The sequence below is a fragment of the Amycolatopsis sp. TNS106 genome, from assembly GCF_019330265.1.
In the GTDB taxonomy this organism is placed as follows: domain Bacteria; phylum Actinomycetota; class Actinomycetes; order Mycobacteriales; family Pseudonocardiaceae; genus Amycolatopsis; species Amycolatopsis lurida.
On sequence record NZ_CP024972.1, the window covers coordinates 5,662,626 to 5,683,781 of the forward strand.

The window sequence follows — 21,156 nt, forward strand, 5'->3', positions numbered from 1 at the left end:
GGGCGCACCTGCGTTTAGCGGGCTAAACGCGATCCGGGGGTGAAGGCCGAGGTCAGGCGTCTTCGGGGGCGGTCAGCACCCACGGGCCGTCATCGGTGATCGCGACGGTGTGCTCCCAGTGCGAGGCCCGCGAGCCGTCGGCGGTCACGACGGTCCAGCCGTCCTCGAGCTCGACGGTCTCACCGCCACCACCGGTCAGCATCGGCTCGATCGCGAGCGCCATACCGGTCTTGAGCCGCGGCCCCTTGCCCGGTTTGCCCAGGTTCGGCAGGAACGGGTCCATGTGCATTTGGCGCCCGATGCCGTGGCCGCCGTATTCGACGATCATCCCGTATTCGATGCCGTCTTCCCGGCCGGCCTTCTCGGCCGCGGTCTGCACCGCGTGCGAGATGTCGGTGAGCCGGCCCCCGGACGACACCGCGGCGATTCCCGCCCACATCGCCGCCTCGGTGGCGGCCGAGAGCGCGAGATCCGCCTTCGACACCTCGCCGATGGCAAGCGTGACCGCGGAGTCTCCGTGCCAGCCGTCGAGGATGGCGCCGCAGTCCACCGAGATGATGTCGCCGTCGTTCAAGACCTGGGTCTTCGACGGGATGCCGTGCACGATCTGCTCGTTCACCGAAGCGCAGATCGACGCCGGGAAGCCGTGGTACCCCTTGAACGAGGGCACCGCGCCCGCGTCACGGATCGTCTGCTCGGCGAGTTCGTCGAGATCGGCCGTGGTCACCCCTGGCTTGGCGAGCTGACGCACCGCGGTGAGGGTGCGCCAGACGACCAGTCCGGCTGCCCGCATCGCCTGAAGCTCGCCAGGGGTCTTGATTTCGATCATGCGCCCACGACGAAGCCGTTGCAGTACACGCAGTCCTCCGAGATTCACGTGCGGTCGCGCAGCGCTTCCAGCACGCGGGCGGAGATCTCGTCGACCGAGCCGACGCCGTCGACCCTGACCAGGATGTCCGAGTAGTACTCGAGCAGCGGAGCGGTCTCGGACACGTAGATCTGCTGACGGCGGCGGATGACCTCTTCGGTGTCGTCCGACCGGCCGCGGGACAGCAGCCGATCGACGACGACGTCTTCCGAAACCTGAAGCTGGATGACCGCGTTGAGCTTGGCGTCGACCTCGCCGAGGATCTCACCGAGGACGTCGGCCTGCTTCGTGTTCCGAGGGAACCCGTCGAGCAGGAAACCGACTTTGGCGTCGGGTTCGGCGAGGCGCTCACGCACCATCTCGTTCGTGACCGAGTCGGGCACGAGTTCGCCGGAGTCCAGGTAGCGCTTGGCTTCCTGGCCCAGCGGCGTCTGCTCACCCACGTGGGCGCGGAACAGATCGCCGGTCGAGATGTGCGGGATCCGGAGCTTCTCCGACAGTGCTACCGCCTGAGTACCTTTGCCCGCGCCAGGAGGGCCAACGAGAACCAGGCGCGTCACTTCAAGAACCCTTCGTAGTTACGTTGCATCAGCTGGCTTTCGATCTGCTTCACGGTGTCGAGACCGACACCGACCATGATCAGCACAGCCGTGCCACCGAACGGGAAGTTCTGGTTGTTCCCGCTGCCGGTGACGGACAGGAAGAAGTTCGGAAGGATCGCGATGATGCCCAGGTACAGCGAGCCCGGCAGAGTGATCCGGCCGAGGACGTAGCTGAGGTACTCCGCGGTGGGTCGGCCCGGGCGGATACCCGGGATGAAGCCACCGAACTTCTTCATTTCTTCCGCACGCTCGTCCACGTTGAACGTGATCGTGATGTAGAAGTACGTGAAGAAGATGATCAACGCGAAGTACAGCAGGACGTGCGCCCAGCTGGACTGGTTGACGATGTAGTTCTGGATGAAGACCTGCCAACCGGCGTTGCTGTTGGGGTCCCCGACGAGGCGGGCGATCAGGTCCGGCAGGTAGAGCAGCGACGAGGCGAAGATGACCGGGATGACACCGGCCTGGTTCACCTTGATCGGCAGATAGGTCGAGGTTCCGCCGTACATACGGCGGCCGATCATGCGCTTGGCGTACTGCACCGGGATCCGGCGCTGGCCCTGCTCGACGAAGATGACGCTGGCGATGATCACCAGGCCGAACACGCAGATCAGAGTGAAGACCACCGGACCGGCGCTGCTGAGGATGTTGCCACCCTCGATCGGGATCCGGGCCGCGATGTTCAGGAAGATGAGGACGGACATGCCGTTGCCGACGCCGCGCTCGGTGATCAGCTCACCCAGCCACATCATGACGGCGGTACCGGCGGTCATCGTGATGACGATGATGGCCAGCGTGTAGACGCTGTTGTCCGGGATGATCGCGGTGTCGCACTGCGGGAAGAGCTGCTTGCGGTCGGCGAGTGCCACCACACCGGTCGCCTGCAGGATCGCGAGGGCGATCGTCAGGTACCGGGTGTACTGGGTCAGCTTGCCCTGGCCGGCCTGGCCTTCCTTCTTCAGCTCCTCGAACCGCGGGATGACCACGGTGAGAAGCTGGACGATGATGCTCGCCGTGATGTACGGCATGATGCCGGTCGAGAACAGCGACAGCTGCAGCAGTGCACCGCCACTGAACAGGTTCAGCAGCTGATAGACGCCCTCCTGCGACCCGGTCTCCGTGCATTGCTGCACGGCGGAATACGAGATGCCCGGGGCCGGGATGGTGGCACCGATTCGGTAGACCGCGACGATGGCTAGCGTGAACAGGATCTTCTTACGTAGATCCGGCGTCGCTAGAGCCGAGCGGAAGGCGCTGAGCACGCGGGGAACCTCCTCGGCGTCGTCGGCTGTCTTACCGACGATCGGCTTGGCCGGCCTGGGGCCGGCGGGAACACACAGCTTTCTGGCACAAGCCAGGAACGCTTCGGGGCACACTCGTCCCGAAGCGTGTCGCCGACTCTAACAGCTTCACAGGGCGTGTCCGCAGTGCGTGTGGGTTTTCCGGACGAAGGTTGGTCCGCGGGGTTGATCGACCGGCGCTTCTCGCCCCGGAGCCTTGACAGATCACGTTGTCGTACCTCACTTTCCGGCCGCCGGATCGCGATTAGGGGGCTAAACGCACCGTGATCAGGAGCCCGATGTGGCGAGGGCGCCCGCCATGCCGAGGAGCACGACGCCGGTGCCCCGGTCGACGTTGCGAGTCACCCGGCGGGACAGCCTGAGCGACTTCACGAGCGCGCCGGCACCGACGTAGGTCGCGCCCGCCACGAACTCGGCGAGCAGGTAGACGGCGCCGAGAATCGCGATCTGGCTGGGAAAGGAGCCGTGAGCTGCGTCGATGAACTGGGGTACGAACGCCGTGAAGATGAGGATCGCCTTCGGATTCGTGATCGCGACGACGAATTCCTTCCTCGCGATCCGGAGCGCGGGTACGGATTCGGTGCCTCGCGGCGCCTGGGCCGGCACGGTCCGCCCGGCACCGAACGTCGACCACAGCAGGCGTCCGCCGATCCAGACCAGGTAGGCGACACCGGCCCACTTGATCACTGTGAGTGCAAGCTCCGAAGCCGCGAGGAGCTGCCCGAGCCCAGCGGCGACGGCTGCGATCAGCACCGAGAATGCGGCCAATCGGCCCAACAGGCCGGCAAGCCCCTTACAGGCCCCCTGCGTCATGCCGTTGTGCATGCCAAGCAGATTGTTCGCCCCTGGCGTAAAAGCCACGAGGACCGCCGCTCCGAAGAACACCGCCGCCCAAGTCATCAGCCACCTCCTCCCCCACCGTATCGGCGGCCGCGAGCGCGTTTAGCGGGCTAATCGCGCTCTTTCGCGCCAGGATCCGGCGGAGGCGCGAATGCTGAATAGTCCGGTTTCTCCGGCTGAGGCTCCGGCGGGAGCACCGTGATGGAGATGCCGTCCCTAGGCGTGGGCATGTCCGCGAGACCCGGGTCGCCACTCATCGGGACTTCGTCATCCTGGACGCGGTGGCTCATGACGGCCGCGCCCGCCGCGGCCACGGCTGCGGCGAGGAGGGCCCACATCCCCGCTTCGAGAGTCAGGGTCACTTTCATGTCGTCGCCCAACTGACGTCCGGATCCCAACGTGGCGACGCTGCTGACGACTCCGGCGAGGAACACCGCCGCGATGGTGGTGAGCCACCTGTCCAAAGTGCCCGGACGTTGACGCCCGGCGACCCGCGTACTGACGACCGTGGCTGCCAGCAAGAGCGCCGCGGCGACCAGGAGCGGGATACCGATGGGCGCCGCCGACGTCATGAAGGCAGGATGGCCGCTCTGATAAGCCGTCGTGTCCCAAGCTCCTTGCACGAACACGATCACGAGCAGGTCGCTGGCGTCGAAACCGAACCGATGTTCGGTCTTGAAGTGCGGGAAGAAGCAGCCCACGAGCGTCAGCACCAGGGCCAAAGCGGCCAAGCCCGCTGCGACGAGCCTGCGGGGCTCAAGCCGACCGGACCGCACCGGTTCGTCCGGGGGATCCATGGGCCCGGAAACCGATACGACCATCGGCGGGGCGTCCGGCTGCTGCCGGAAGGGCTGGGGATCCTGCCCAGGAGGTATGGCCACCTAGCGATCCTTCCAGCCCAGGCCCCCTTCCGCCACGCCCGCGACCTGGCGGCCGACCTGCGTTTAGCCCCCTAATCGCGATCTGGACGTCGGACACCTGGGCGACCGGCGGATCGCGGTTAGCCCGCGAAACGCAGGTCGGTACCGGGAGGGCTACCCGCGCCCGGATCGCGATTAGGGGGCTAAACGCAGGTCAGGCGCGCGGGCGCCGGCCTGAGGGGCCAGATCGCGATTAGGGGGCTAAACGCAGGTGCGCCCGGGCGCAAGCGAAAGGCCCGCCGGGCGGAGCCGGGCGGGCCTTTCGGTGAAGCGAGCGAAGAAAGCTCAGAGCGTGGTGGCGGAGCCACCGGCAGCGGAGAGCTTCTCCTTGGCGGAGCCGGAGAAAGCGTCGGCGGTGACGTCCAGCTTGACGCCGTTCACGTCGCCGTTGCCGAGCACCTTCACGAGCTTGCCCTTGCGGACCAGACCGTTCGCGACGAGCTCCTCGGCGCCGACCTTGCCACCCTCCGGGAAGACGCGGGCGATGTCGCCCACGTTCACCGGCTGGTACTCGGTACGGAAGCGGTTCTTGAAGCCGCGAAGCTTCGGGAGCCGCATGTGGATGGGCATCTGCCCACCCTCGAACCCGGCGGGCACGTTCTTCCGGGCCTTGGTGCCCTTGGTACCGCGACCGGCGGTCTTGCCCTTCGAGCCCTCACCACGGCCGACGCGGATCTTGTCGCGCTTCGCGCCCGGAGCCGGACGAAGGTGGTGGATCTTGATGGCAGTCATGCCTTGACCTCCTCGACCTCCACCAGGTGGCGGACGGTGTGGATCAGGCCGCGCACCTCGGGAGTGTCATCACGCACGACGCTCTGGCGGATCTTGCGCAGCCCGAGGGTGCGCAGCGACTCGCGGTGAGCGTGCTTCGTGCCGATCTTGCTCTTGACCTGGGTCACCTTGAGCTGAGTCATGTCAGACCCCCTGGCCCGCGCGCTGGCGCAGCATCCGAGCCGGAGCGACGTCCTCGAGCGGGAGACCGCGGCGGGCCGCGACCTCTTCGGGACGCTGCAGACCCTTCAGGGCCGCCACGGTCGCGTGCACGATGTTGATCGCGTTGTCGGAGCCGAGCGACTTCGACAGCACGTCGTGGACACCCGCGCACTCCAGCACCGCGCGCACCGGGCCACCGGCGATGACACCGGTACCGGCCGAGGCCGGACGGAGCAGCACGACACCGGCGGCTTCCTCACCCTGGATCGGGTGGGGGATGGTGCCGGCGACGCGGGGAACGCGGAAGAAGTTCTTCTTCGCTTCCTCGACGCCCTTGGCGATGGCCGCGGGAACTTCCTTGGCCTTGCCGTAGCCGACGCCGACCTGACCGTCGCCGTCACCGACGACCACCAGGGCGGTGAAGCTGAAGCGACGACCACCCTTGACGACCTTGGCGACGCGGTTGATCGTCACGACCTTCTCGAGGTGCGGGGTCTTTTCCTGGCCGGCCCCGCCACGGCCGCTGTCGCGCCGGTCACGGCGGTCGCGACGGTCATTGCGGTCGTTGCCGCCCTGTCCGCCGGGTCCGCCCTGGCCACCGCCGAATTGCCGTGTACGTCCCGGCATCAGGCTTTCCTTCCATTCACGAGCATCTGCTGCATCAGAACTCCAACCCCGCCTCACGCGCGGCGTCGGCGAGCGCCGCGATGCGGCCGTGGTAGGCGTTGCCACCACGGTCGAACACCACGGTCGAGACACCGGCGTTCTTGGCGCGGGCGGCGACGAGTTCCCCGACCTTGGCGGCCTTGGCCTTCTTGTCGCCTTCCAGCGCGCGGACGTCCGCCTCGAGGGTGGACGCCGACGCCAGGGTCTTGCCGGCGAGGTCGTCGATCAGCTGCACGGCGATGTGCCGCGACGAACGCTTGACGACCAGGCGCGGACGCTGGTCCGTGCCGTTGATCTTCTTGCGAAGGCGGAAGTGCCGACGGGCCTTCGCGACGCGGCGGCGGGTCGAGATGTCCTTGCCGACCGGCTTGCGCTTCGTAGTGGTGTCGCTCATGATCACTTACCCGTCTTTCCGACCTTGCGGCGGATCTTCTCACCCTCGTAGCGCAGGCCCTTGCCCTTGTACGGGTCCGGGCGGCGCAGCTTGCGGATGACCGCGGCGATCTGGCCGACCTTCTGCTTGTCGATGCCCGAGACCGAGAACCGGGTGGGGGTCTCGACCTTGAAGGTGATGCCTTCCGGGGCCTCGATCTTGACCGGGTGGCTGTAGCCGAGGGCGAACTCGAGGTCCGAGCCCTTGGCCTGCACGCGGTAACCGACCCCGTGGATCTCGAGCTTCTTCTCGTAGCCCTCGGTCACACCGACGACGAGGTTGTTGACCAGCGTCCGGGTGAGACCGTGCAGGGCACGGCTGGTGCGCTCCTCGTCGGGCCGCTTGACCTCGAGCGTGCCGTTTTCGGCCTGCTCCACGGTGATCGGCTCGGCGATGGTGTGCTCGAGGGTGCCCTTGGGCCCCTCGACCTTGATCTGCTGACCGTCGATGGTCACCTTGACCCCGGAGGGGACGGCGACCGGCAGCTTTCCAATGCGTGACATGTCTTTGCCCCCTTCCTTACCAGACGTAGGCGAGGACTTCGCCGCCCACGCTGTTTCGCTTGGCCTGACGGTCGGTCTGGAGGCCGGACGACGTCGAGATGATCGCGACGCCGAGGCCACCGAGAACCGACGGCAGTTCGGTCGATTTTGCGTAGACCCGCAGGCCGGGCTTGGACACGCGGCGGAGGCCGGCGATGCTGCGCTCACGGTTGGGGCCGTACTTCAGCTCCACGACGAGGTTCTTGTGCTTCTCGCCCGGCTCGTCGCGGTAGCCCGAGATGTAACCCTCGCGCTTGAGGATCTCGGCGATGTTCGCCTTGATCTTCGAGTGGGGAAGCACGACCTCGTCGTGGTACGCCGAGTTCGCGTTACGCAGACGGGTCAAGAAGTCTGCGATGGGGTCGGTCATCGTCATGGTGACCTGTCAACCTTTCTCGCCCTGGTTCCCTGCGATACGTGCGGGGCCTGTGGCGAAGTGGGAGTTAAAAAAGACTCTTACCAGCTGGACTTGCGGACGCCGGGCAGCTCGCCCGCGTGTGCCATCTCGCGAAGGCAGATCCGGCAGAGCCCGAACTTGCGGAACACCGAGTGCGGGCGACCGCACCGCTGGCAACGCGTGTAACCGCGAACCTTGAACTTCGGCGTCTTCGCGGCCTTGTGGACCAGTGCTTTCTTGGCCATCGACTCAGTTCTCCTTGAACGGGAAGCCGAGCTTGCGAAGCAGCGCGCGGCCCTCGTCGTCGGTGTTGGCGGTGGTGACGACAGTGACGTCCATACCGCGCGGGCGGTCGATGGCGTCCGGGTCGATCTCGTGGAACATGGACTGCTCGTTGAGACCGAACGTGTAGTTGCCGTTGCCGTCGAACTGCTTCGGCGAAAGCCCGCGGAAGTCACGGATACGCGGCAGCGCGATGGTCAGCAGCCGGTCGAGGAACTCCCACATCCGGTCGCCGCGCAGCGTGACGCGCGCGCCGATCGGCTGGCCCTCACGCAGCTTGAACTGCGCGATGGACTTGCGAGCCTTGCGAACCTCGGGCTTCTGCCCGGTGATCGCGGCCAGGTCGCGGATGGCGCCTTCGATCAGCTTGCTGTCACGGGCGGCGTCACCGACACCCATGTTCACGACGACCTTGACGACGCCCGGGATCTGGTGGACGTTCTCGAAGGAGAACTCCTGCTGGAGCTGCCCCTTGATCTCCTCGCGGTACCGCACCTTGAGGCGCGGGGCGATCTTCTCTGCGGTGGTCATGATCAGATGTCCTTACCGTTCCGGCGCGAGACCCGGACCTTCTTGCCGTCCTCGCCGATGCGGTAGCCCACCCGGGTCGGCTTGCCGTCGGAGTCGACGACCATCACGTTCGAGACGTGGATGGGCGCTTCCTGCGTGACGATGCCGCCGGACTGCGCACCGCGCTGGGTCTGGGAGATCCGCGTGTGCTTCTTGATCCGGTTCACGCCCTCGACCAGCACGCGCTCGCGCTCGGGGTAGGCCTGGATGACCTTGCCCTTGGCACCCTTGTCCTTGCCGGCGATGACGACGACCGTGTCGCCCTTCTTCACCTTCATGCTCTACAACACCTCCGGCGCGAGCGAAATGATCTTCATGAACTTTCGGTCGCGCAGCTCGCGGCCGACCGGCCCGAAGATGCGGGTGCCGCGGGGCTCATTGTCGTTCTTGATGAGCACAGCAGCGTTCTCGTCGAAGCGGATGTAAGAACCGTCCGGACGACGGCGCTCCTTGCGCGTGCGAACGATGACGGCCTTGACGACGTCACCCTTCTTCACGCCGGCGGCCGGCATGGCGTCCTTCACGGTGGCGACGATGATGTCGCCGATGCCCGCGTAGCGCCGCCCCGAGCCACCGAGAACGCGGATGCAAAGGATCTCCTTCGCGCCCGTGTTGTCGGCAACCCGAAGCCGCGACTCCTGCTGGATCACGTCTACTCCTGTATGTCGCGCTGGTTCTCGCGGTTCAGCGCGAGCCTTGCGGAACTAAGGGACTCAAAAAGAGCCCTACTTACTTGGCCTTCTCCACGATCTGCACCAGACGCCAGCGCTTGGTCGCCGACAGCGGGCGGGTCTCCATCAGGGTGACCCGGTCGCCCACGCCCGCCTCGTTGTTCTCGTCGTGCACCTTGACCTTGCTGGTGCTGCGGAGAACCTTGGCGTAACGACGGTGCTTCTTGCGGTCTTCGAGCTCGACCACGATCGTCTTGTTCATCTTGTCCGAGACGACGTAACCCTCACGGACCTTGCGGTCGTTGCGGGGGGCCGCCTCAGCGTTGGGCTGCTCGCTCATGCGGCACCTTCACTCTCGGCGTCAGGGGAAACGGACAGGCCGAGTTCACGCTCGCGCATGACCGTGTAGATCCGCGCGATGTCCGTGCGGACGGTGCGCAGACGGCGGTTGTTGTCGAGCTGTCCGGTCGCCATCTGGAAGCGGAGGTTGAAGAGCTCCTCCTTGTATTCCTTCAGACGCAGAACGAGCTCTTCCGCGGTGAGCTCACGCAGCTCCGATGCCTGGGCGGCACCTGCCTTCGCCATCAGAACTCACCACCTTCACGGGTCACGATGCGGCACTTCATGGGCAGCTTGTGGATCGCGCGACGGAGCGCCTCACGGGCGGTCTCCTCGTTCGGGAACGAGATCTCGAACATCACGCGGCCCGGCTTCACGTTGGCGATCCACCACTCGGGCGAACCCTTACCGGAACCCATACGGGTTTCCGCCGGCTTCTTGGTCAGCGGGCGGTCCGGGTAGATGGTCGTCCACACCTTGCCGCCACGCTTGATGTGACGCGTCATGGCGATACGAGCGGACTCGATCTGCCGGTTGGTCACGTAGCTGTGCTCAAGCGCCTGGATGCCGTACTCGCCGAAGTTCACCTTCGTACCGCCCTTGGCGGCACCGTGGCGCTTCGGGGAGTGCTGCTTCCGGTGCTTGACCCTGCGCGGGATGAGCACGTGTCAGCCCTCCGTCTTTTCTGCAGTCTCAGCAGCCGGGGCCTCGGTGGCGGTGCCACCCTTGGGGGCGTCGTCGCTCTTCGCGGCGGCGGCCGCCCGGCCGGCTTCGGTCGAGGTCGGCGTCGTGCCCGACGAGCCGGAACGGCGCGGTCGGGACGGGCGGTCACCACGGTCACGGCGCGGGGCACGCTCGGCGGCCGCGGCGGCGTCACGCGCCTCCTTGGCCTTGAGGCCACCCACGAGCTCGCCCTTGTAGATCCACACCTTCACGCCGATGCGACCGAACGTCGTCTTGGCCTCGAAGAAGCCGTAGTCGATGTCGGCACGCAGCGTGTGCAGCGGGACGCGGCCATCGCGGTAGTGCTCGGAACGGGACATCTCGGCACCGCCGAGACGACCGCCGCACTGCACGCGGATGCCCTTGACCTGCGGCGAACGCATGGAGGTCTGGATCGCCTTGCGCATCGCGCGGCGGAACGCCACACGGTTGCTCAGCTGCTCCGCGACACCCTGAGCGACGAGCTGGGCGTCGGCCTCGGGGTTCTTGACCTCGAGGATGTTCAGCTGGACCTGCTTGGCGGTCAGCTTCTCCAGCGCGCCGCGGATGCGGTCGGCCTCCGCGCCGCGACGGCCGATGACGATGCCCGGCCGGGCGGTGTGGATGTCGACGCGGACCCGGTCACGGGTGCGCTCGATCTCGACCTTGGAGATCCCGGCGCGCTCCATGCCCGTGGACAGCAGCTTCCGGATCTTGACGTCCTCGGCCACGTACTCCGCGTACTGCTTGTCGGCGTACCAACGCGACTTCCAGTCCGTGGTGATACCCAGGCGGAAGCCGTGCGGGTTGATCTTCTGGCCCACTACCGGCCACCTGCCTTCTTCTTGCCCTGTGCCTTCTTGCGAGTCACAGTCTCGGCCTTGGGACGGGACTCGACCTCAACCGTGATGTGGCTCGTCCGCTTGCGGATCCGGTACGCGCGGCCCTGGGCCCGCGGACGGATGCGCTTGAGGGTCGGGCCCTCGTCGGCGTAGGCGTTCTTGACCCAGAGGGTGTCCGGGTCGAGATCGAGGTTGTTTTCGGCGTTGGCCACGGCGCTGGCGAGCACCTTCGCGACCGGCTCGCTTGCCGCCTGCGGGGCGAACTGGAGCACGGCCAAGGCGTCGGCGGCGCTACGTCCCTTGATCAGCTCGATCACCCGGCGCACCTTGGTAGGCGAGTCCCGGACGAAGCGAGCCCGCGCGTAAGCCGTCGGCAAAGCCTCGGCCACGTCGTTCTGGGCGTTCATCGCTAGCTTCCTTGTTCTCTCGTGCCCGCTCAGCGGCGGCGCGACTTGCGGTCGTCCTTGATGTGGCCCTTGAAGGTCCTAGTCGGGGCGAACTCGCCCAACTTGTGACCCACCATCGCCTCGGTGACGAACACCGGGACGTGCTTGCGGCCGTCGTGCACCGCGATCGTGTGACCCAGGAAATCCGGGATGATCGTGGAACGACGCGACCACGTCTTGATCACGGTCTTCTTGCCCGACTCGTTGAGAGCGTCCACCTTCTTGAGCAGGTGGTCGTCCACGAAGGGGCCCTTTTTGAGGCTACGTGGCATGTTCTTCTACCTCCCTGCTCAGCGCTTCTTGCCGGTACGCCGGCGGCGGACGATCATGGCGTCGGAGGCCTTGCGGCGGCGGGTGCGGCCTTCGGGCTTTCCGTTCGGGTTCACCGGGTGGCGACCACCGGAGGTCTTACCCTCACCACCACCGTGCGGGTGGTCGACCGGGTTCATGACGACACCACGGACGGTGGGGCGCTTGCCGCGCCAGCGGTTACGGCCCGCCTTGCCCCAGTTGATGTTGGAGTGCTCGGAGTTGCCGACCTCGCCGATGGTGGCGCGGTTGCGCACGTCGACGTTGCGGATCTCGCCCGACGGGAGACGAAGCTGGGCGTACGGCCCGTCCTTCGCCACCAGCTGCACCTTGGCACCGGCGGACCGCGCCATCTTCGCGCCGCCACCGGGGCGGAGCTCGATCGCGTGGATCACGGTGCCGACCGGGATGTTGCGCAGCGGCAGGTTGTTACCCGGCTTGATGTCGGCGCGGGGGCCGTTCTCGACCGTGTCACCCTGCTTGAGCTTCTCCGGGGCGATGATGTAGCGCTTCTCGCCGTCGGCGTAGTGCAGGAGCGCGATACGAGCGGACCGGTTGGGGTCGTACTCGATGTGCGCGACCTTGGCGGGAACGCCGTCCTTGTCGTTCCGGCGGAAGTCGATCAGCCGGTACGCACGCTTGTGGCCACCGCCCTTGTGGCGGGTGGTGATCTTGCCGCTGGAGTTACGGCCGCCGGACTTGCTCAGCGGACGCAGCAGCGACTTCTCCGGGGTGGACCGAGTGATCTCGGCGAAGTCGGAGACGCTGGAACCGCGACGACCCGGGGTCGTCGGCTTGTACTTGCGGATGCCCATGTGTCAGCTCAGTCCTTTACGCGGTGGGTCCGCCGAAGATCTCGATCGGCTTGCTCTCAGCCGAAAGAGTCACGATGGCGCGCTTGGTGTCCTTGCGCTTGCCGAAGCCGGCGCGAGTCCGCTTACGCTTGCCCTGGCGGTTGGCCGTGTTGACGCTGACCACCTTGACGCCGAACACCTTCTCGACCGCGATCTTGATCTGGGTCTTGTTGGCGTCCGGGCGGACGATGAACGTGTACTTGTGCTCTTCGAGCAGCCCGTAGGACTTCTCGGAGATCACCGGCGCGAGCAAGATGTCGCGGGGATCGGGGATGGCGATCGCACTCACTGCTCGTCACTCCCTTCAACCTCGCTCGACCGGGCCGAAGCCTTCGCGCCCTTGCCCCGGACGGGGCCGGCGACGAACACGTCGTAAGCGGCCTTGGTGAACACCACGTCGTCGTTGACCAACACGTCGTAGGTGTTGAGCTGGTCGGGCGTGATGATGTGGACCTCGGCCAGGTTCCGCAGCGAGTTCCAGCTCAGCTCGTCGTCGCGGTGCAGCACCACGAGAACGCGCTTGGCCTGGGTCACCGCGGCGATGGCGGCCTTGGCGGACTTGGTGGACGGCTTCTCGCCGGTCACCAGTTCGGTGACGACGTGCAGCTGTCCGGCGCGGGCCCGGTCGGAGAGGGCGCCACGCAGGGCGGCGGCCTTCATCTTCTTCGGGGTGCGCTGGGTGTAGTCACGCGGCGTGGGGCCGTGGACGACGCCACCACCGGTGAACTGCGGCGCACGGGTCGAACCCTGGCGGGCGCGGCCGGTGCCCTTCTGGCGGTACGGCTTCTTGCCACCACCGCGGACTTCACCGCGGGTCTTGGTGTCATGCGTGCCCTGGCGAGCGGCGGCCAGCTGGCCCACCACGACCTGGTGCATGAGGGGCACGTTGGCCTGCACGTCGAAGATCTCCGAGGGGAGCTCGACCGTGCCGTCGGCTTTACCGGCCGGGGTCTTCAGCTCGACGCTGGTCATGTTCAGTTACCACCCTTCGCGGCGCTGCGAACGAACAGCAGGCCGCCCTTGGGACCGGGCACGGCGCCCTTGATCAGCAGCAGGCCGTCCTCGGCACGCACCGCGTGCACGGTCAGGTTCTGCGTGGTGACCCGGTCGTTGCCCATCCGGCCCGCCATGCGCAGGCCCTTGAAGACGCGGCCCGGGGTGGCGCAGCCACCGATCGAGCCGGGCTTGCGGTGCACGGCCTGGGCACCGTGGCTCGCGCCCTGGCCCTTGAAGCCGTGACGCTTCATGACACCGGCGTAGCCCTTGCCCTTGCTGGTACCGGTCACGTCGACCTCGATACCGGCCTCGAACACCTCGGCGGTGATCTCCTGGCCGACCTCGTAGGTCTCGGCGTCGGTGGTACGCAGCTCCGCAAGGTAACGACGCGGGGTCACGCTCGCCTTGTCGAAGTGGCCGGTGCGCGGCTTGTTCACCCGGCGCGGGTCGACCGCGCCGAAAGCCAGCTGCACGGCCTTGTAGCCGTCGTTCTCCTGGGTCCGAACCTGGGTGACCACGTTCGGCCCGGCCTGGACGACGGTCACCGGGACGACCCGGTTGTTCTCGTCGAAGACCTGGGTCATGCCGAGCTTGGTGCCCAGGATGCCCTTCACTTGCCTGTCAGACATGAGTCTCTTACTCTCCGCCGCTCGCCAGCCGCTGCTACTGGATGTTGACGTCGACGCTCGCCGGCAGGTCGATGCGCATGAGCGCGTCGACCGTCTTCGGCGTCGGGTCGAGGATGTCGATCAGACGCTTGTGCGTGCGCATCTCGAAGTGCTCGCGCGAGTCCTTGTACTTGTGCGGCGAGCGGATGACGCAGTAAACGTTCTTCTCGGTGGGCAGCGGCACCGGCCCGACAACACGGGCGCCGGTGCGCGTGACCGTCTCGACGATCTTGCGCGCCGAGGTGTCGATCGCCTCGTGGTCGTAGGCCTTGAGCCGGATGCGGATCTTCTGTCCCGCCATGGTGGCTGCTCGTTCCTTGTCGTCTCGTGCCGCTTTTGTCTTTTCAAACCTCAGTCCGACTGAGGTTTTCCCAGTTCAACGGCCCTGTCCCCGGTCCACGCGGTCGGGCGTGTCGTGCCCGACGCACAGACGGATCCCGCGGGATCTTCGTCTTGCCTGGTCTTCCTCAACGTGAGGAGGCATCGAGCCGGCGGAAAAGCTTGGATCGCCGTCTCAAACGCCCTTGCCCGCTAGCCTCACCCGAAGGAAGTGCTCCGCGGACCGTGGCCGCTCATACCAGGGCGGCCGGAACCTGCCTTCCGAAGAAGAACGAGTTCGGCCGCCCCAGGACGAGCAACCTGAATAGTGTTGCACACGTGATTTGACGCCTTGAACCCGGGGGTGTATCAGACCCCCGGGTCGGCGTTAAATCACTTGATGATCTTGGTGACCTGGCCGGCGCCGACGGTCCGTCCACCCTCACGGATGGCGAAACGCAGGCCCTCGTCCATGGCGACCGGCTGGATCAGCACGACGCTGATGTCCGTGTTGTCGCCCGGCATGACCATCTCGACACCCTCCTTGAGGGTGACGACGCCGGTCACGTCCGTGGTACGGAAGTAGAACTGCGGGCGGTAGTTGTTGAAGAACGGGGTGTGACGGCCACCCTCGTCCTTCGACAGGATGTAGACCGAGCCCTCGAACTCCGTGTGCGGGGTGGTGGTGCCCGGCTTCACGACGACCTGGCCGCGCTCGACGTCCTCGCGCTTGATACCGCGGACCAGCAGACCGACGTTGTCGCCCGCCTCGCCGGTGTCCAGCAGCTTGCGGAACATCTCGACACCGGTGACGGTGGTCTTGGTCGACTTCTCCTTGATGCCGACGATCTCGACCTCTTCGTTCACGTTGACGCGGCCACGCTCGATACGGCCGGTCACGACCGTGCCACGGCCGGTGATCGTGAAGACGTCCTCGATCGGCATCAGGAACGGCTTGTCGAGCTCACGCACCGGGTCGGGCACGTTCTCGTCGACGGCCGCCATGAGCTCGAGAACGCTCTCGCCCCACTTGGCGTCGCCCTCGAGGGCCTTCAGGCCGGAGACCTTGACGACCGGAGCGTCGTCACCAGGGAAGTCCTGGGAGGACAGCAGCTCGCGGACCTCGAGCTCGACGAGCTCCAGGATCTCCTCGTCGTCGACCATGTCGGCCTTGTTCAGCGCGACCACGATGTAGGGCACGCCGACCTGCTTCGCGAGCAGCACGTGCTCACGGGTCTGCGGCATCGGGCCGTCGGTCGCCGCGACCACGAGGATCGCGCCGTCCATCTGCGCCGCACCGGTGATCATGTTCTTGATGTAGTCCGCGTGACCGGGGGCGTCCACGTGGGCGTAGTGACGCTTCTCGGTCTGGTACTCGACGTGCGAGATGTTGATCGTGATACCGCGCTGCTTCTCTTCCGGCGCGTTGTCGATCTGGTCGAACGCCGACGCCGTGTTCAGCTCGGGGTACTTGTCGTGCAGAACCTTGGTGATCGCCGCGGTCAGAGTGGTCTTACCGTGGTCGACGTGACCGATGGTCCCGATGTTGACGTGCGGCTTGGTCCGCTCGAATTTCGCCTTCGCCACTGGAATGTCCTCCTGGACTGTTTTGCTTACTCACCGGCCAACGTGGCTGTCGGACGGGGATTCGTTTCTTGACGGATGCTGCGGACGTTCAGGAGTGTTCCTTATGCCCGCGAGCGGACGGGAACTACTCCCCCGTCGCCTTCGCGATGATTTCCTTCGCGACGTTCGCGGGAACCTCGGCGTAGGAGTCGAACACCATGGAGTAGTTGGCACGTCCCTGCGTACGCGAACGCAGGTCGCCGACGTAACCGAACATCTCCGACAGCGGGACCAGTGCCTTGACGACACGGGTACCGGCGCGCTCCTCCATGGCCTGGATCTGGCCACGGCGGGAGTTGAGGTCGCCGATCACATCGCCCATGTAGTCCTCGGGCGTGGTGACCTCGACGGCCATCAGCGGCTCGAGGATGACCGGACCGGCCTTCTTCGCGGCTTCCTTCATCGCCATGGAGCCGGCGATCTTGAAGGCCATTTCCGAAGAGTCGACCTCGTGGTACGCGCCGTCCAACAAGGTGAACTTCAACCCGACGAGCGGGTAGCCGGCCAGCACGCCGTACTGCATGGCGTCCTGCGCGCCCGCGTCGACCGACGGGATGTACTCCCGCGGCACGCGGCCACCGGTGACCTTGTTGTCGAACTCGTAGAGGGCACCGTCGGTGGACTCGAGCGGCTCGAGCTTGACGATGACCTTCGCGAACTGACCGGAACCACCGGTCTGCTTCTTGTGCACGTAGTCGAGCTTCTCGACCGTCTTGCGCACCGTCTCGCGGTAGGCGACCTGCGGCTTACCGATGTTCGCCTCGACCTTGTAGTCGGACTTCATGCGGTTGACCAGCACCTCGAGGTGCAGCTCGCCCATACCCGCGATGATCGTCTGACCGGTGTCCTCGTCCAGGTTGACCTGGAACGTCGGGTCCTCTTCGGCCAGCTTCTGGATCGCCAGGGACAGCTTCTCCTGGTCGGCCTTGGTCTTCGGCTCGATCGCGACGCGGATGACCGGCGCCGGGAACGTCATCGACTCGAGGACGACCGGGTTCTGCGGGTCGGCGAGGGTGTCACCGGTGGTGGTGTCCTTCAGGCCGATGACCGCGTAGATGTGGCCCGCCTGGGCCTCGTCCACCGGGTTCTCCTTGTTGGAGTGCATCTGGAAGAGCTTCCCGATGCGCTCCTTGCGCTCCTTGGTGGCGTTGATCAGCTGCGCGCCGGAGGCGACCTTGCCCGAGTACACCCGGATGTAGGTCAGCTTGCCGAAGAACGGGTGCGCGGCGATCTTGAACGCCAGAGCGGAGAAGGGCTCCTCGGTCGACGGCTTGCGCGACACGACGGTCTCGCCGTCGGGCAGCGTGCCCTCGACGGCCGGGACGTCCAGCGGCGACGGAAGGTAGTCGATGACCGCGTCGAGCATGGGCTGGACGCCCTTGTTCTTGAACGCGGAACCGGTGAGCACCGGGTACGCCTCGCGGTTCACGGTGAGCTTCCGGATACCGGCCTTGATCTCGGCCTCGGACAGCTCCTCGCCCTCGAGGAACTTCTCCATCAGGGAGTCGTCGGTCTCAGCGATGGCCTCGACCAGCTTCTCCCGGTACTCGGCCGCCTTGTCGGCGAGCTCGGCCGGGATCTCCTCGACGGCGTAGTCCTCGCCCTTCTGGACCTCGCCGCGCCAGGTCAGCGCCTTCATGCGGACCAGGTCGACGACGCCTTCGAACTCGTTCTCGGCGCCGATCGGCAGCTGGATGACCAGCGGGCGGGCGCCGAGGCGCTCCTCGATGGTGCGGACGGTGAAGTAGAAGTCCGCGCCGAGCTTGTCCATCTTGTTGACGAAGCAGATACGAGGAACCTCGTACTTGTCCGCCTGACGCCAGACCTGTTCGGACTGCGGCTCGACACCCTCTTTGCCGTCGAAGACGGCGACGGCACCATCGAGCACGCGGAGCGAACGCTCCACCTCGACGGTGAAGTCGACGTGGCCCGGGGTGTCGATGATGTTGATCTGGTGATCGGCCCAGAAAGTGGTGGTGGCAGCCGAGGTGATGGTGATACCCCGCTTCTGCTCCTCCTCCATCCAGTCCATGGTGGCGGCGCCATCGTGGACTTCACCGATCTTGTAGTTGACCCCGGTGTAGAACAGGATCCGCTCGGTGGTGGTGGTCTTACCGGCGTCGATGTGGGCCATGATGCCGATGTTGCGGACCTTGTTCAGGTCGGTCAGCACTTCACGTGCCACGAGAGTGTTCCCCTGTCTCAAAATTGGGGCCCGGCAAGGCTTTGATCGGCAGCCGGGCGGATATCACCAGCGGTAGTGCGCGAAGGCCTTGTTGGACTCGGCCATCTTGTGCGTGTCCTCACGCCGCTTCACGCTGGCGCCGAGGCCGTTGCTCGCGTCGAGGAGCTCGTTCTGCAGACGCTCGATCATGGTCTTCTCGCGACGAGCCTGCGAGAAGGAGACCAGCCAGCGAAGCGCGAGCGTGGTGGAGCGTCCCGGCTTGACCTCGATCGGCACCTGGTAGGTGGCACCACCGACGCGGCGGCTCTTCACCTCGATGGTGGGCTTCACGTTGTCGAGGGCGCGCTTCAGCGTGACGACCGGGTCGGTGCCGGTCTTCTCGCGAGCGCCTTCGAGGGCGCCGTAGACGATGCGCTCGGCCAGGGACCGCTTGCCGTCCTTCAGCACCTTGTTCACCAGCTGGGTGACCAGCGGGGATGCGTAGACGGGGTCAGAGATCAGCGGCCGCTTCGGGGCCGGACCCTTGCGGGGCATTAGCTCTTCTCCTTCTTCGCGCCATACCGGCTGCGCGCCTGCTTACGGTTCTTGACACCCTGGGTGTCGAGGGAACCGCGGATGATCTTGTAACGGACACCCGGCAGGTCCTTCACACGACCACCGCGCACGAGCACCATCGAGTGCTCCTGCAGGTTGTGGCCTTCACCGGGAATGTAGGCGGTGACCTCGATGCCGCTGGTCAGCTTCACACGAGCGACCTTGCGAAGCGCCGAGTTCGGCTTCTTGGGGGTTGTGGTGTACACGCGAGTGCACACGCCACGCCGCTGCGGGCTCCCCTTGAGGGCCGCGGTCTTCTGCTTGGCAGCCTTGTCCTGGCGGCCCTTACGGACCAGCTGCTGGATCGTGGGCAATGGACCAGCTTTCTGTTCGCGATCTTGCTACTACGTGTTGTCTCCGGCCCCCGCGGTCGGGCGTGTCGGCCCGCGTCACGGTCTTGCGACCGGTAACTTCCCGTAGGGATTTTCCGTCGGATCCCGCGTGGGCGAAGCCTTCGGACCGGATGCCTGAGCACCCCGTCCATGCCGCACGGCACACGGGACGGCCCGACGCCTGCCGGGCACGGTCTCCAAAGATACCCGGCCACTTCCGGACCGGCCAAATCGGGGGGTCGATAACTATATCGTGCCGGGCGCCACGCCGCGGCGACCCTGATGGAACGGCGTTTCGGGCTGTTCCTTCACCCGTCGGCCCCGGCATCGTCCCTCCCGGTAGAGGACCATTCCCTCGCGGGGCTTGGCGTCGCCCTCCGGCAGAGGCCTCAGTCCTCGTCGGGCTTGGCGTGATCCGCCCGGCCCGGATGCGGGTCCCGGGAGAGGTCGATCAACGGATGCACGGGTGCCCCCTCCGGCGCCGCGTGACTCCCCCGCCTGGGTTCTTCGCTGCTTTCCTTCTGCTCGGCGTCCACGACGCCTCCCCTCGTTCGTACCGATACCGCCCTGCTCGGCGGACCACGCTACCTATTCCCCGGTCAGGGGAGCCGGATGGATCCGGAAAGGACACCGGTACCGGAAGGCCTTCCACGCCCCTTTCAGGACATTCGACCTGAGTACCGGGACGACTGCCCCAGAGCGCGTTCAGCGGGCTGAACGCGCTCTGGGCTGCGGCGGAGAAGCCTGGAGGAGGACGTTTTCCCATAGACGTGCCGGGGTGGATCCAGGACCGATGGCGTCGCGTCGAACCCGTGAATAGGTCACGATGACACCGGTCACACGTAAGGCACGGGAGGTTCCATGTCGGCCGAGTTCGAACAGCTGGTCGCGGAATTCGACAAGTTCCAGTCCAAGCTTCAGAACGTCGACGATCGCTTGGCGAACATCGGCGGAATGCAGGACGAGCTGAGCAGGCTCGAGGCGACGGCGACATCGCCCGACCGTTCGGTGACCGTGGTGGCGGGCCCCGGCGGCGCCATCATGGACGTCCGGTTCACCGAAGAGGCCCTGCGTCAGCGTCCCGAGGGCCTCTCGGCCGCGCTGATGTCGACCATCCAGCAGGCCGTGGCCGAAGCGGCCCGTAAGCAGGCCACCATCGTCGAAGAGCACATGGGTGAGGACCTCCACCTCGTCGACCAGGTGCTGGAGACCCAGGCGGAGCTGTTCGGGACCACGGTCGAGGACCTGAAGGCGCAGATGGAGGACGCGCCCGCACGGGAACGGGCCGAGCAGCCCGACGACTACTCCGAGCGTTCGGTCCTGCGGTCCGAAGCGGAACCGCAGCAGCCCACCCCGCCGCCGGCCGCCGCCTCCGACGGCGACCGTTTCCTGAAGAACCTGTTCGACGAGGACGACCGATGAGCGGCGCCGATCGCCTTTAGCGGGCTGAACGCGATTCGAAGGTCCAGGGAACCGGGCGCGGCGCCTCCGGGTCCAAGGGGCCGATCACGACGATCCGCACCGGAAAGGTGCTTGAGGAGGGTCACTGATGGGCGAGGGACACGCGGTGGTCATCAACGCTCTGCGCACTTACTCGGGCAAGCTCGCGCAGGACGTCCGGGTCCCGGCCGAGGTGGGGCGGCTGGTGCAGCAGTCCGACGTCGGTGACGAATCCTGGGGCGTGGTCGGCCTGTTCGTGAAGAACGAATACACGGGGATGCTCACCGACCTGCAGGATCTGCTGATCGAGATGTCGGCGGGGCTGACCGCGGCGTCGGAGAAGCTCGGCAGCGCGGCCACCATCTACGAGCGCAACGAAGAGGACAACGTCAAGTCGCTCAACGAGATCCTCAAGATGCTCGAGCAGCCCGCGCACTCGCGGACACCGAAAATCGGACCGGCCAAGTAACAAGGGGGCAC

General features: G+C 66.2%; 33 protein-coding genes. 2 read left to right on the forward strand and 31 right to left on the reverse strand.

From position 1 onward, the window contains the following. Nucleotides 1-52: 52 nt before the first annotated feature. From map to CVV72_RS25685, 31 genes are all read right to left on the reverse strand, one after another. Nucleotides 53-829, reverse strand: a complete 777-nt coding sequence (map, locus tag CVV72_RS25535) for a type I methionyl aminopeptidase (protein WP_219146121.1) — start codon at nt 827-829, stop codon at nt 53-55. A gap of 44 nt (nt 830-873) precedes the next feature. Then, a complete protein-coding gene (locus tag CVV72_RS25540; RefSeq protein ID WP_034304263.1) occupies nt 874-1,428 on the reverse strand; it encodes an adenylate kinase in 555 nt (184 codons plus the stop codon). Then, entirely contained in the window at nt 1,425-2,732 is a 1,308-nt protein-coding gene (secY, locus tag CVV72_RS25545) for a preprotein translocase subunit SecY (protein ID WP_219146122.1), read from the reverse strand. Before secY ends, CVV72_RS25540 begins: the two co-directional genes overlap by 4 nt. 306 nt (nt 2,733-3,038) lie before the next feature. Continuing rightward, nucleotides 3,039-3,671, reverse strand: a complete 633-nt coding sequence (locus CVV72_RS25550) for a LysE family translocator (protein WP_219146123.1) — start codon at nt 3,669-3,671, stop codon at nt 3,039-3,041. A gap of 50 nt (nt 3,672-3,721) precedes the next feature. Further along, on the reverse strand, nt 3,722-4,492 hold the full coding sequence (locus CVV72_RS25555; protein WP_255632258.1) for a hypothetical protein: 771 nt from the start codon (nt 4,490-4,492) through the stop codon (nt 3,722-3,724). Nucleotides 4,493-4,816: 324 nt separating this feature from the next. Further along, nucleotides 4,817-5,263 (reverse strand): 50S ribosomal protein L15, encoded by a 447-nt coding sequence (gene rplO / locus CVV72_RS25560; protein ID WP_034304258.1) that lies wholly within the window; start codon nt 5,261-5,263, stop codon nt 4,817-4,819. Next, a complete protein-coding gene (gene rpmD, locus CVV72_RS25565; RefSeq protein WP_007031047.1) occupies nt 5,260-5,445 on the reverse strand; it encodes a 50S ribosomal protein L30 in 186 nt (61 codons plus the stop codon). Before rpmD ends, rplO begins: the two co-directional genes overlap by 4 nt. A gap of 1 nt (nt 5,446) precedes the next feature. After that, nucleotides 5,447-6,091, reverse strand: a complete 645-nt coding sequence (gene rpsE / locus CVV72_RS25570; RefSeq protein ID WP_007031046.1) for a 30S ribosomal protein S5 — start codon at nt 6,089-6,091, stop codon at nt 5,447-5,449. Nucleotides 6,092-6,125: 34 nt separating this feature from the next. Further along, complete coding sequence (rplR, locus tag CVV72_RS25575; RefSeq protein ID WP_007031045.1) at nt 6,126-6,524, reverse strand: 50S ribosomal protein L18; 399 nt, start codon at nt 6,522-6,524, stop codon at nt 6,126-6,128. Between the two features lie 2 nt (nt 6,525-6,526). Then, a complete protein-coding gene (rplF, locus tag CVV72_RS25580) occupies nt 6,527-7,066 on the reverse strand; it encodes a 50S ribosomal protein L6 (protein ID WP_005166793.1) in 540 nt (179 codons plus the stop codon). A 16-nt stretch (nt 7,067-7,082) separates the two neighbouring features. Continuing rightward, nucleotides 7,083-7,481 (reverse strand): 30S ribosomal protein S8, encoded by a 399-nt coding sequence (gene rpsH, locus CVV72_RS25585; RefSeq protein ID WP_007031043.1) that lies wholly within the window; start codon nt 7,479-7,481, stop codon nt 7,083-7,085. An 80-nt stretch (nt 7,482-7,561) separates the two neighbouring features. Beyond that, on the reverse strand, nt 7,562-7,747 hold the full coding sequence (locus tag CVV72_RS25590; protein WP_005166789.1) for a type Z 30S ribosomal protein S14: 186 nt from the start codon (nt 7,745-7,747) through the stop codon (nt 7,562-7,564). A 4-nt stretch (nt 7,748-7,751) separates the two neighbouring features. Beyond that, complete coding sequence (rplE, locus tag CVV72_RS25595) at nt 7,752-8,315, reverse strand: 50S ribosomal protein L5 (RefSeq protein WP_007031042.1); 564 nt, start codon at nt 8,313-8,315, stop codon at nt 7,752-7,754. Nucleotides 8,316-8,317: 2 nt separating this feature from the next. After that, complete coding sequence (gene rplX, locus CVV72_RS25600; protein ID WP_005166786.1) at nt 8,318-8,632, reverse strand: 50S ribosomal protein L24; 315 nt, start codon at nt 8,630-8,632, stop codon at nt 8,318-8,320. A 3-nt stretch (nt 8,633-8,635) separates the two neighbouring features. Next, nucleotides 8,636-9,004: a 50S ribosomal protein L14 gene (gene rplN / locus CVV72_RS25605; protein ID WP_005166785.1), complete on the reverse strand. Its 369-nt coding sequence runs from the start codon at nt 9,002-9,004 to the stop codon at nt 8,636-8,638. 79 nt (nt 9,005-9,083) lie between these two features. Next, nucleotides 9,084-9,365: a 30S ribosomal protein S17 gene (gene rpsQ, locus CVV72_RS25610; RefSeq protein ID WP_007031041.1), complete on the reverse strand. Its 282-nt coding sequence runs from the start codon at nt 9,363-9,365 to the stop codon at nt 9,084-9,086. Further along, nucleotides 9,362-9,610, reverse strand: a complete 249-nt coding sequence (gene rpmC, locus CVV72_RS25615) for a 50S ribosomal protein L29 (RefSeq protein WP_007031040.1) — start codon at nt 9,608-9,610, stop codon at nt 9,362-9,364. The genes rpsQ and rpmC overlap by 4 nt, the downstream gene beginning before the upstream one ends. Then, nucleotides 9,610-10,029, reverse strand: a complete 420-nt coding sequence (gene rplP, locus CVV72_RS25620) for a 50S ribosomal protein L16 (protein WP_005166782.1) — start codon at nt 10,027-10,029, stop codon at nt 9,610-9,612. Before rplP ends, rpmC begins: the two co-directional genes overlap by 1 nt. Nucleotides 10,030-10,032: 3 nt before the next feature. Continuing rightward, on the reverse strand, nt 10,033-10,890 hold the full coding sequence (gene rpsC, locus CVV72_RS25625) for a 30S ribosomal protein S3 (RefSeq protein ID WP_016331091.1): 858 nt from the start codon (nt 10,888-10,890) through the stop codon (nt 10,033-10,035). Further along, nucleotides 10,890-11,315, reverse strand: a complete 426-nt coding sequence (gene rplV, locus CVV72_RS25630) for a 50S ribosomal protein L22 (RefSeq protein WP_219146124.1) — start codon at nt 11,313-11,315, stop codon at nt 10,890-10,892. The genes rpsC and rplV overlap by 1 nt, the downstream gene beginning before the upstream one ends. Nucleotides 11,316-11,344: 29 nt before the next feature. Next, a complete protein-coding gene (rpsS, locus tag CVV72_RS25635) occupies nt 11,345-11,626 on the reverse strand; it encodes a 30S ribosomal protein S19 (RefSeq protein ID WP_003102083.1) in 282 nt (93 codons plus the stop codon). Between the two features lie 18 nt (nt 11,627-11,644). Further along, nucleotides 11,645-12,478 (reverse strand): 50S ribosomal protein L2, encoded by an 834-nt coding sequence (gene rplB / locus CVV72_RS25640; RefSeq protein ID WP_005166779.1) that lies wholly within the window; start codon nt 12,476-12,478, stop codon nt 11,645-11,647. Between the two features lie 16 nt (nt 12,479-12,494). After that, nucleotides 12,495-12,806 carry a 50S ribosomal protein L23 gene (rplW, locus tag CVV72_RS25645; protein WP_126733348.1) on the reverse strand — a complete coding sequence of 104 codons (312 nt, stop codon included), beginning with the start codon at nt 12,804-12,806 and terminating at the stop codon, nt 12,495-12,497. Continuing rightward, nucleotides 12,803-13,489, reverse strand: a complete 687-nt coding sequence (gene rplD, locus CVV72_RS25650) for a 50S ribosomal protein L4 (protein WP_034304244.1) — start codon at nt 13,487-13,489, stop codon at nt 12,803-12,805. The genes rplW and rplD overlap by 4 nt, the downstream gene beginning before the upstream one ends. A gap of 2 nt (nt 13,490-13,491) precedes the next feature. Further along, entirely contained in the window at nt 13,492-14,142 is a 651-nt protein-coding gene (rplC, locus tag CVV72_RS25655) for a 50S ribosomal protein L3 (RefSeq protein WP_007031036.1), read from the reverse strand. A gap of 34 nt (nt 14,143-14,176) precedes the next feature. Then, nucleotides 14,177-14,482 (reverse strand): 30S ribosomal protein S10, encoded by a 306-nt coding sequence (gene rpsJ, locus CVV72_RS25660; protein WP_003102098.1) that lies wholly within the window; start codon nt 14,480-14,482, stop codon nt 14,177-14,179. Nucleotides 14,483-14,892: 410 nt separating this feature from the next. After that, a complete protein-coding gene (gene tuf, locus CVV72_RS25665) occupies nt 14,893-16,086 on the reverse strand; it encodes an elongation factor Tu (protein ID WP_034304241.1) in 1,194 nt (397 codons plus the stop codon). 124 nt (nt 16,087-16,210) lie between these two features. Next, nucleotides 16,211-18,310: an elongation factor G gene (gene fusA / locus CVV72_RS25670; RefSeq protein WP_125679956.1), complete on the reverse strand. Its 2,100-nt coding sequence runs from the start codon at nt 18,308-18,310 to the stop codon at nt 16,211-16,213. Nucleotides 18,311-18,373: 63 nt separating this feature from the next. After that, on the reverse strand, nt 18,374-18,844 hold the full coding sequence (rpsG, locus tag CVV72_RS25675; RefSeq protein WP_007031033.1) for a 30S ribosomal protein S7: 471 nt from the start codon (nt 18,842-18,844) through the stop codon (nt 18,374-18,376). After that, on the reverse strand, nt 18,844-19,218 hold the full coding sequence (rpsL, locus tag CVV72_RS25680; protein ID WP_003102113.1) for a 30S ribosomal protein S12: 375 nt from the start codon (nt 19,216-19,218) through the stop codon (nt 18,844-18,846). The genes rpsG and rpsL overlap by 1 nt, the downstream gene beginning before the upstream one ends. Before the next feature lie 407 nt (nt 19,219-19,625). Further along, nucleotides 19,626-19,772, reverse strand: a complete 147-nt coding sequence (locus CVV72_RS25685) for a hypothetical protein (protein WP_219146125.1) — start codon at nt 19,770-19,772, stop codon at nt 19,626-19,628. 325 nt (nt 19,773-20,097) lie between these two features. On the opposite strand from CVV72_RS25685, the gene CVV72_RS25690 reads away from it, so the two are divergent. After that, nucleotides 20,098-20,658 (forward strand): YbaB/EbfC family nucleoid-associated protein, encoded by a 561-nt coding sequence (locus CVV72_RS25690; RefSeq protein ID WP_219146126.1) that lies wholly within the window; start codon nt 20,098-20,100, stop codon nt 20,656-20,658. Nucleotides 20,659-20,785: 127 nt separating this feature from the next. Further along, a complete protein-coding gene (locus tag CVV72_RS25695; RefSeq protein WP_219146127.1) occupies nt 20,786-21,145 on the forward strand; it encodes a hypothetical protein in 360 nt (119 codons plus the stop codon). Nucleotides 21,146-21,156 lie beyond the last annotated feature (11 nt).

Excerpts from the sequence above, each read along its gene's own strand:
- map (WP_219146121.1), bottom strand. The coding sequence starts at position 829 with ATGATCGAAATCAAGACCCCTGGCGAGCTTCAGGCGATGCGGGCAGCC.
- CVV72_RS25550 (WP_219146123.1), bottom strand. The coding sequence starts at position 3,671 with ATGACTTGGGCGGCGGTGTTCTTCGGAGCGGCGGTCCTCGTGGCTTTT.
- rplO (WP_034304258.1), bottom strand. The coding sequence starts at position 5,263 with ATGACTGCCATCAAGATCCACCACCTTCGTCCGGCTCCGGGCGCGAAG.
- rpmD (WP_007031047.1), bottom strand. The coding sequence starts at position 5,445 with ATGACTCAGCTCAAGGTGACCCAGGTCAAGAGCAAGATCGGCACGAAG.
- rpsE (WP_007031046.1), bottom strand. The coding sequence starts at position 6,091 with ATGCCGGGACGTACACGGCAATTCGGCGGTGGCCAGGGCGGACCCGGC.
- rplR (WP_007031045.1), bottom strand. The coding sequence starts at position 6,524 with ATGAGCGACACCACTACGAAGCGCAAGCCGGTCGGCAAGGACATCTCG.
- rplF (WP_005166793.1), bottom strand. The coding sequence starts at position 7,066 with ATGTCACGCATTGGAAAGCTGCCGGTCGCCGTCCCCTCCGGGGTCAAG.
- rpsH (WP_007031043.1), bottom strand. The coding sequence starts at position 7,481 with ATGACGATGACCGACCCCATCGCAGACTTCTTGACCCGTCTGCGTAAC.
- CVV72_RS25590 (WP_005166789.1), bottom strand. The coding sequence starts at position 7,747 with ATGGCCAAGAAAGCACTGGTCCACAAGGCCGCGAAGACGCCGAAGTTC.
- rplE (WP_007031042.1), bottom strand. The coding sequence starts at position 8,315 with ATGACCACCGCAGAGAAGATCGCCCCGCGCCTCAAGGTGCGGTACCGC.
- rplX (WP_005166786.1), bottom strand. The coding sequence starts at position 8,632 with ATGAAGGTGAAGAAGGGCGACACGGTCGTCGTCATCGCCGGCAAGGAC.
- rpsQ (WP_007031041.1), bottom strand. The coding sequence starts at position 9,365 with ATGAGCGAGCAGCCCAACGCTGAGGCGGCCCCCCGCAACGACCGCAAG.
- rpmC (WP_007031040.1), bottom strand. The coding sequence starts at position 9,610 with ATGGCGAAGGCAGGTGCCGCCCAGGCATCGGAGCTGCGTGAGCTCACC.
- rplV (WP_219146124.1), bottom strand. The coding sequence starts at position 11,315 with ATGAACGCCCAGAACGACGTGGCCGAGGCTTTGCCGACGGCTTACGCG.
- rpsS (WP_003102083.1), bottom strand. The coding sequence starts at position 11,626 with ATGCCACGTAGCCTCAAAAAGGGCCCCTTCGTGGACGACCACCTGCTC.
- rplB (WP_005166779.1), bottom strand. The coding sequence starts at position 12,478 with ATGGGCATCCGCAAGTACAAGCCGACGACCCCGGGTCGTCGCGGTTCC.
- rplD (WP_034304244.1), bottom strand. The coding sequence starts at position 13,489 with ATGACCAGCGTCGAGCTGAAGACCCCGGCCGGTAAAGCCGACGGCACG.
- rplC (WP_007031036.1), bottom strand. The coding sequence starts at position 14,142 with ATGTCTGACAGGCAAGTGAAGGGCATCCTGGGCACCAAGCTCGGCATG.
- rpsJ (WP_003102098.1), bottom strand. The coding sequence starts at position 14,482 with ATGGCGGGACAGAAGATCCGCATCCGGCTCAAGGCCTACGACCACGAG.
- rpsG (WP_007031033.1), bottom strand. The coding sequence starts at position 18,844 with ATGCCCCGCAAGGGTCCGGCCCCGAAGCGGCCGCTGATCTCTGACCCC.
- CVV72_RS25690 (WP_219146126.1), top strand. The coding sequence starts at position 20,098 with ATGTCGGCCGAGTTCGAACAGCTGGTCGCGGAATTCGACAAGTTCCAG.
- CVV72_RS25695 (WP_219146127.1), top strand. The coding sequence starts at position 20,786 with ATGGGCGAGGGACACGCGGTGGTCATCAACGCTCTGCGCACTTACTCG.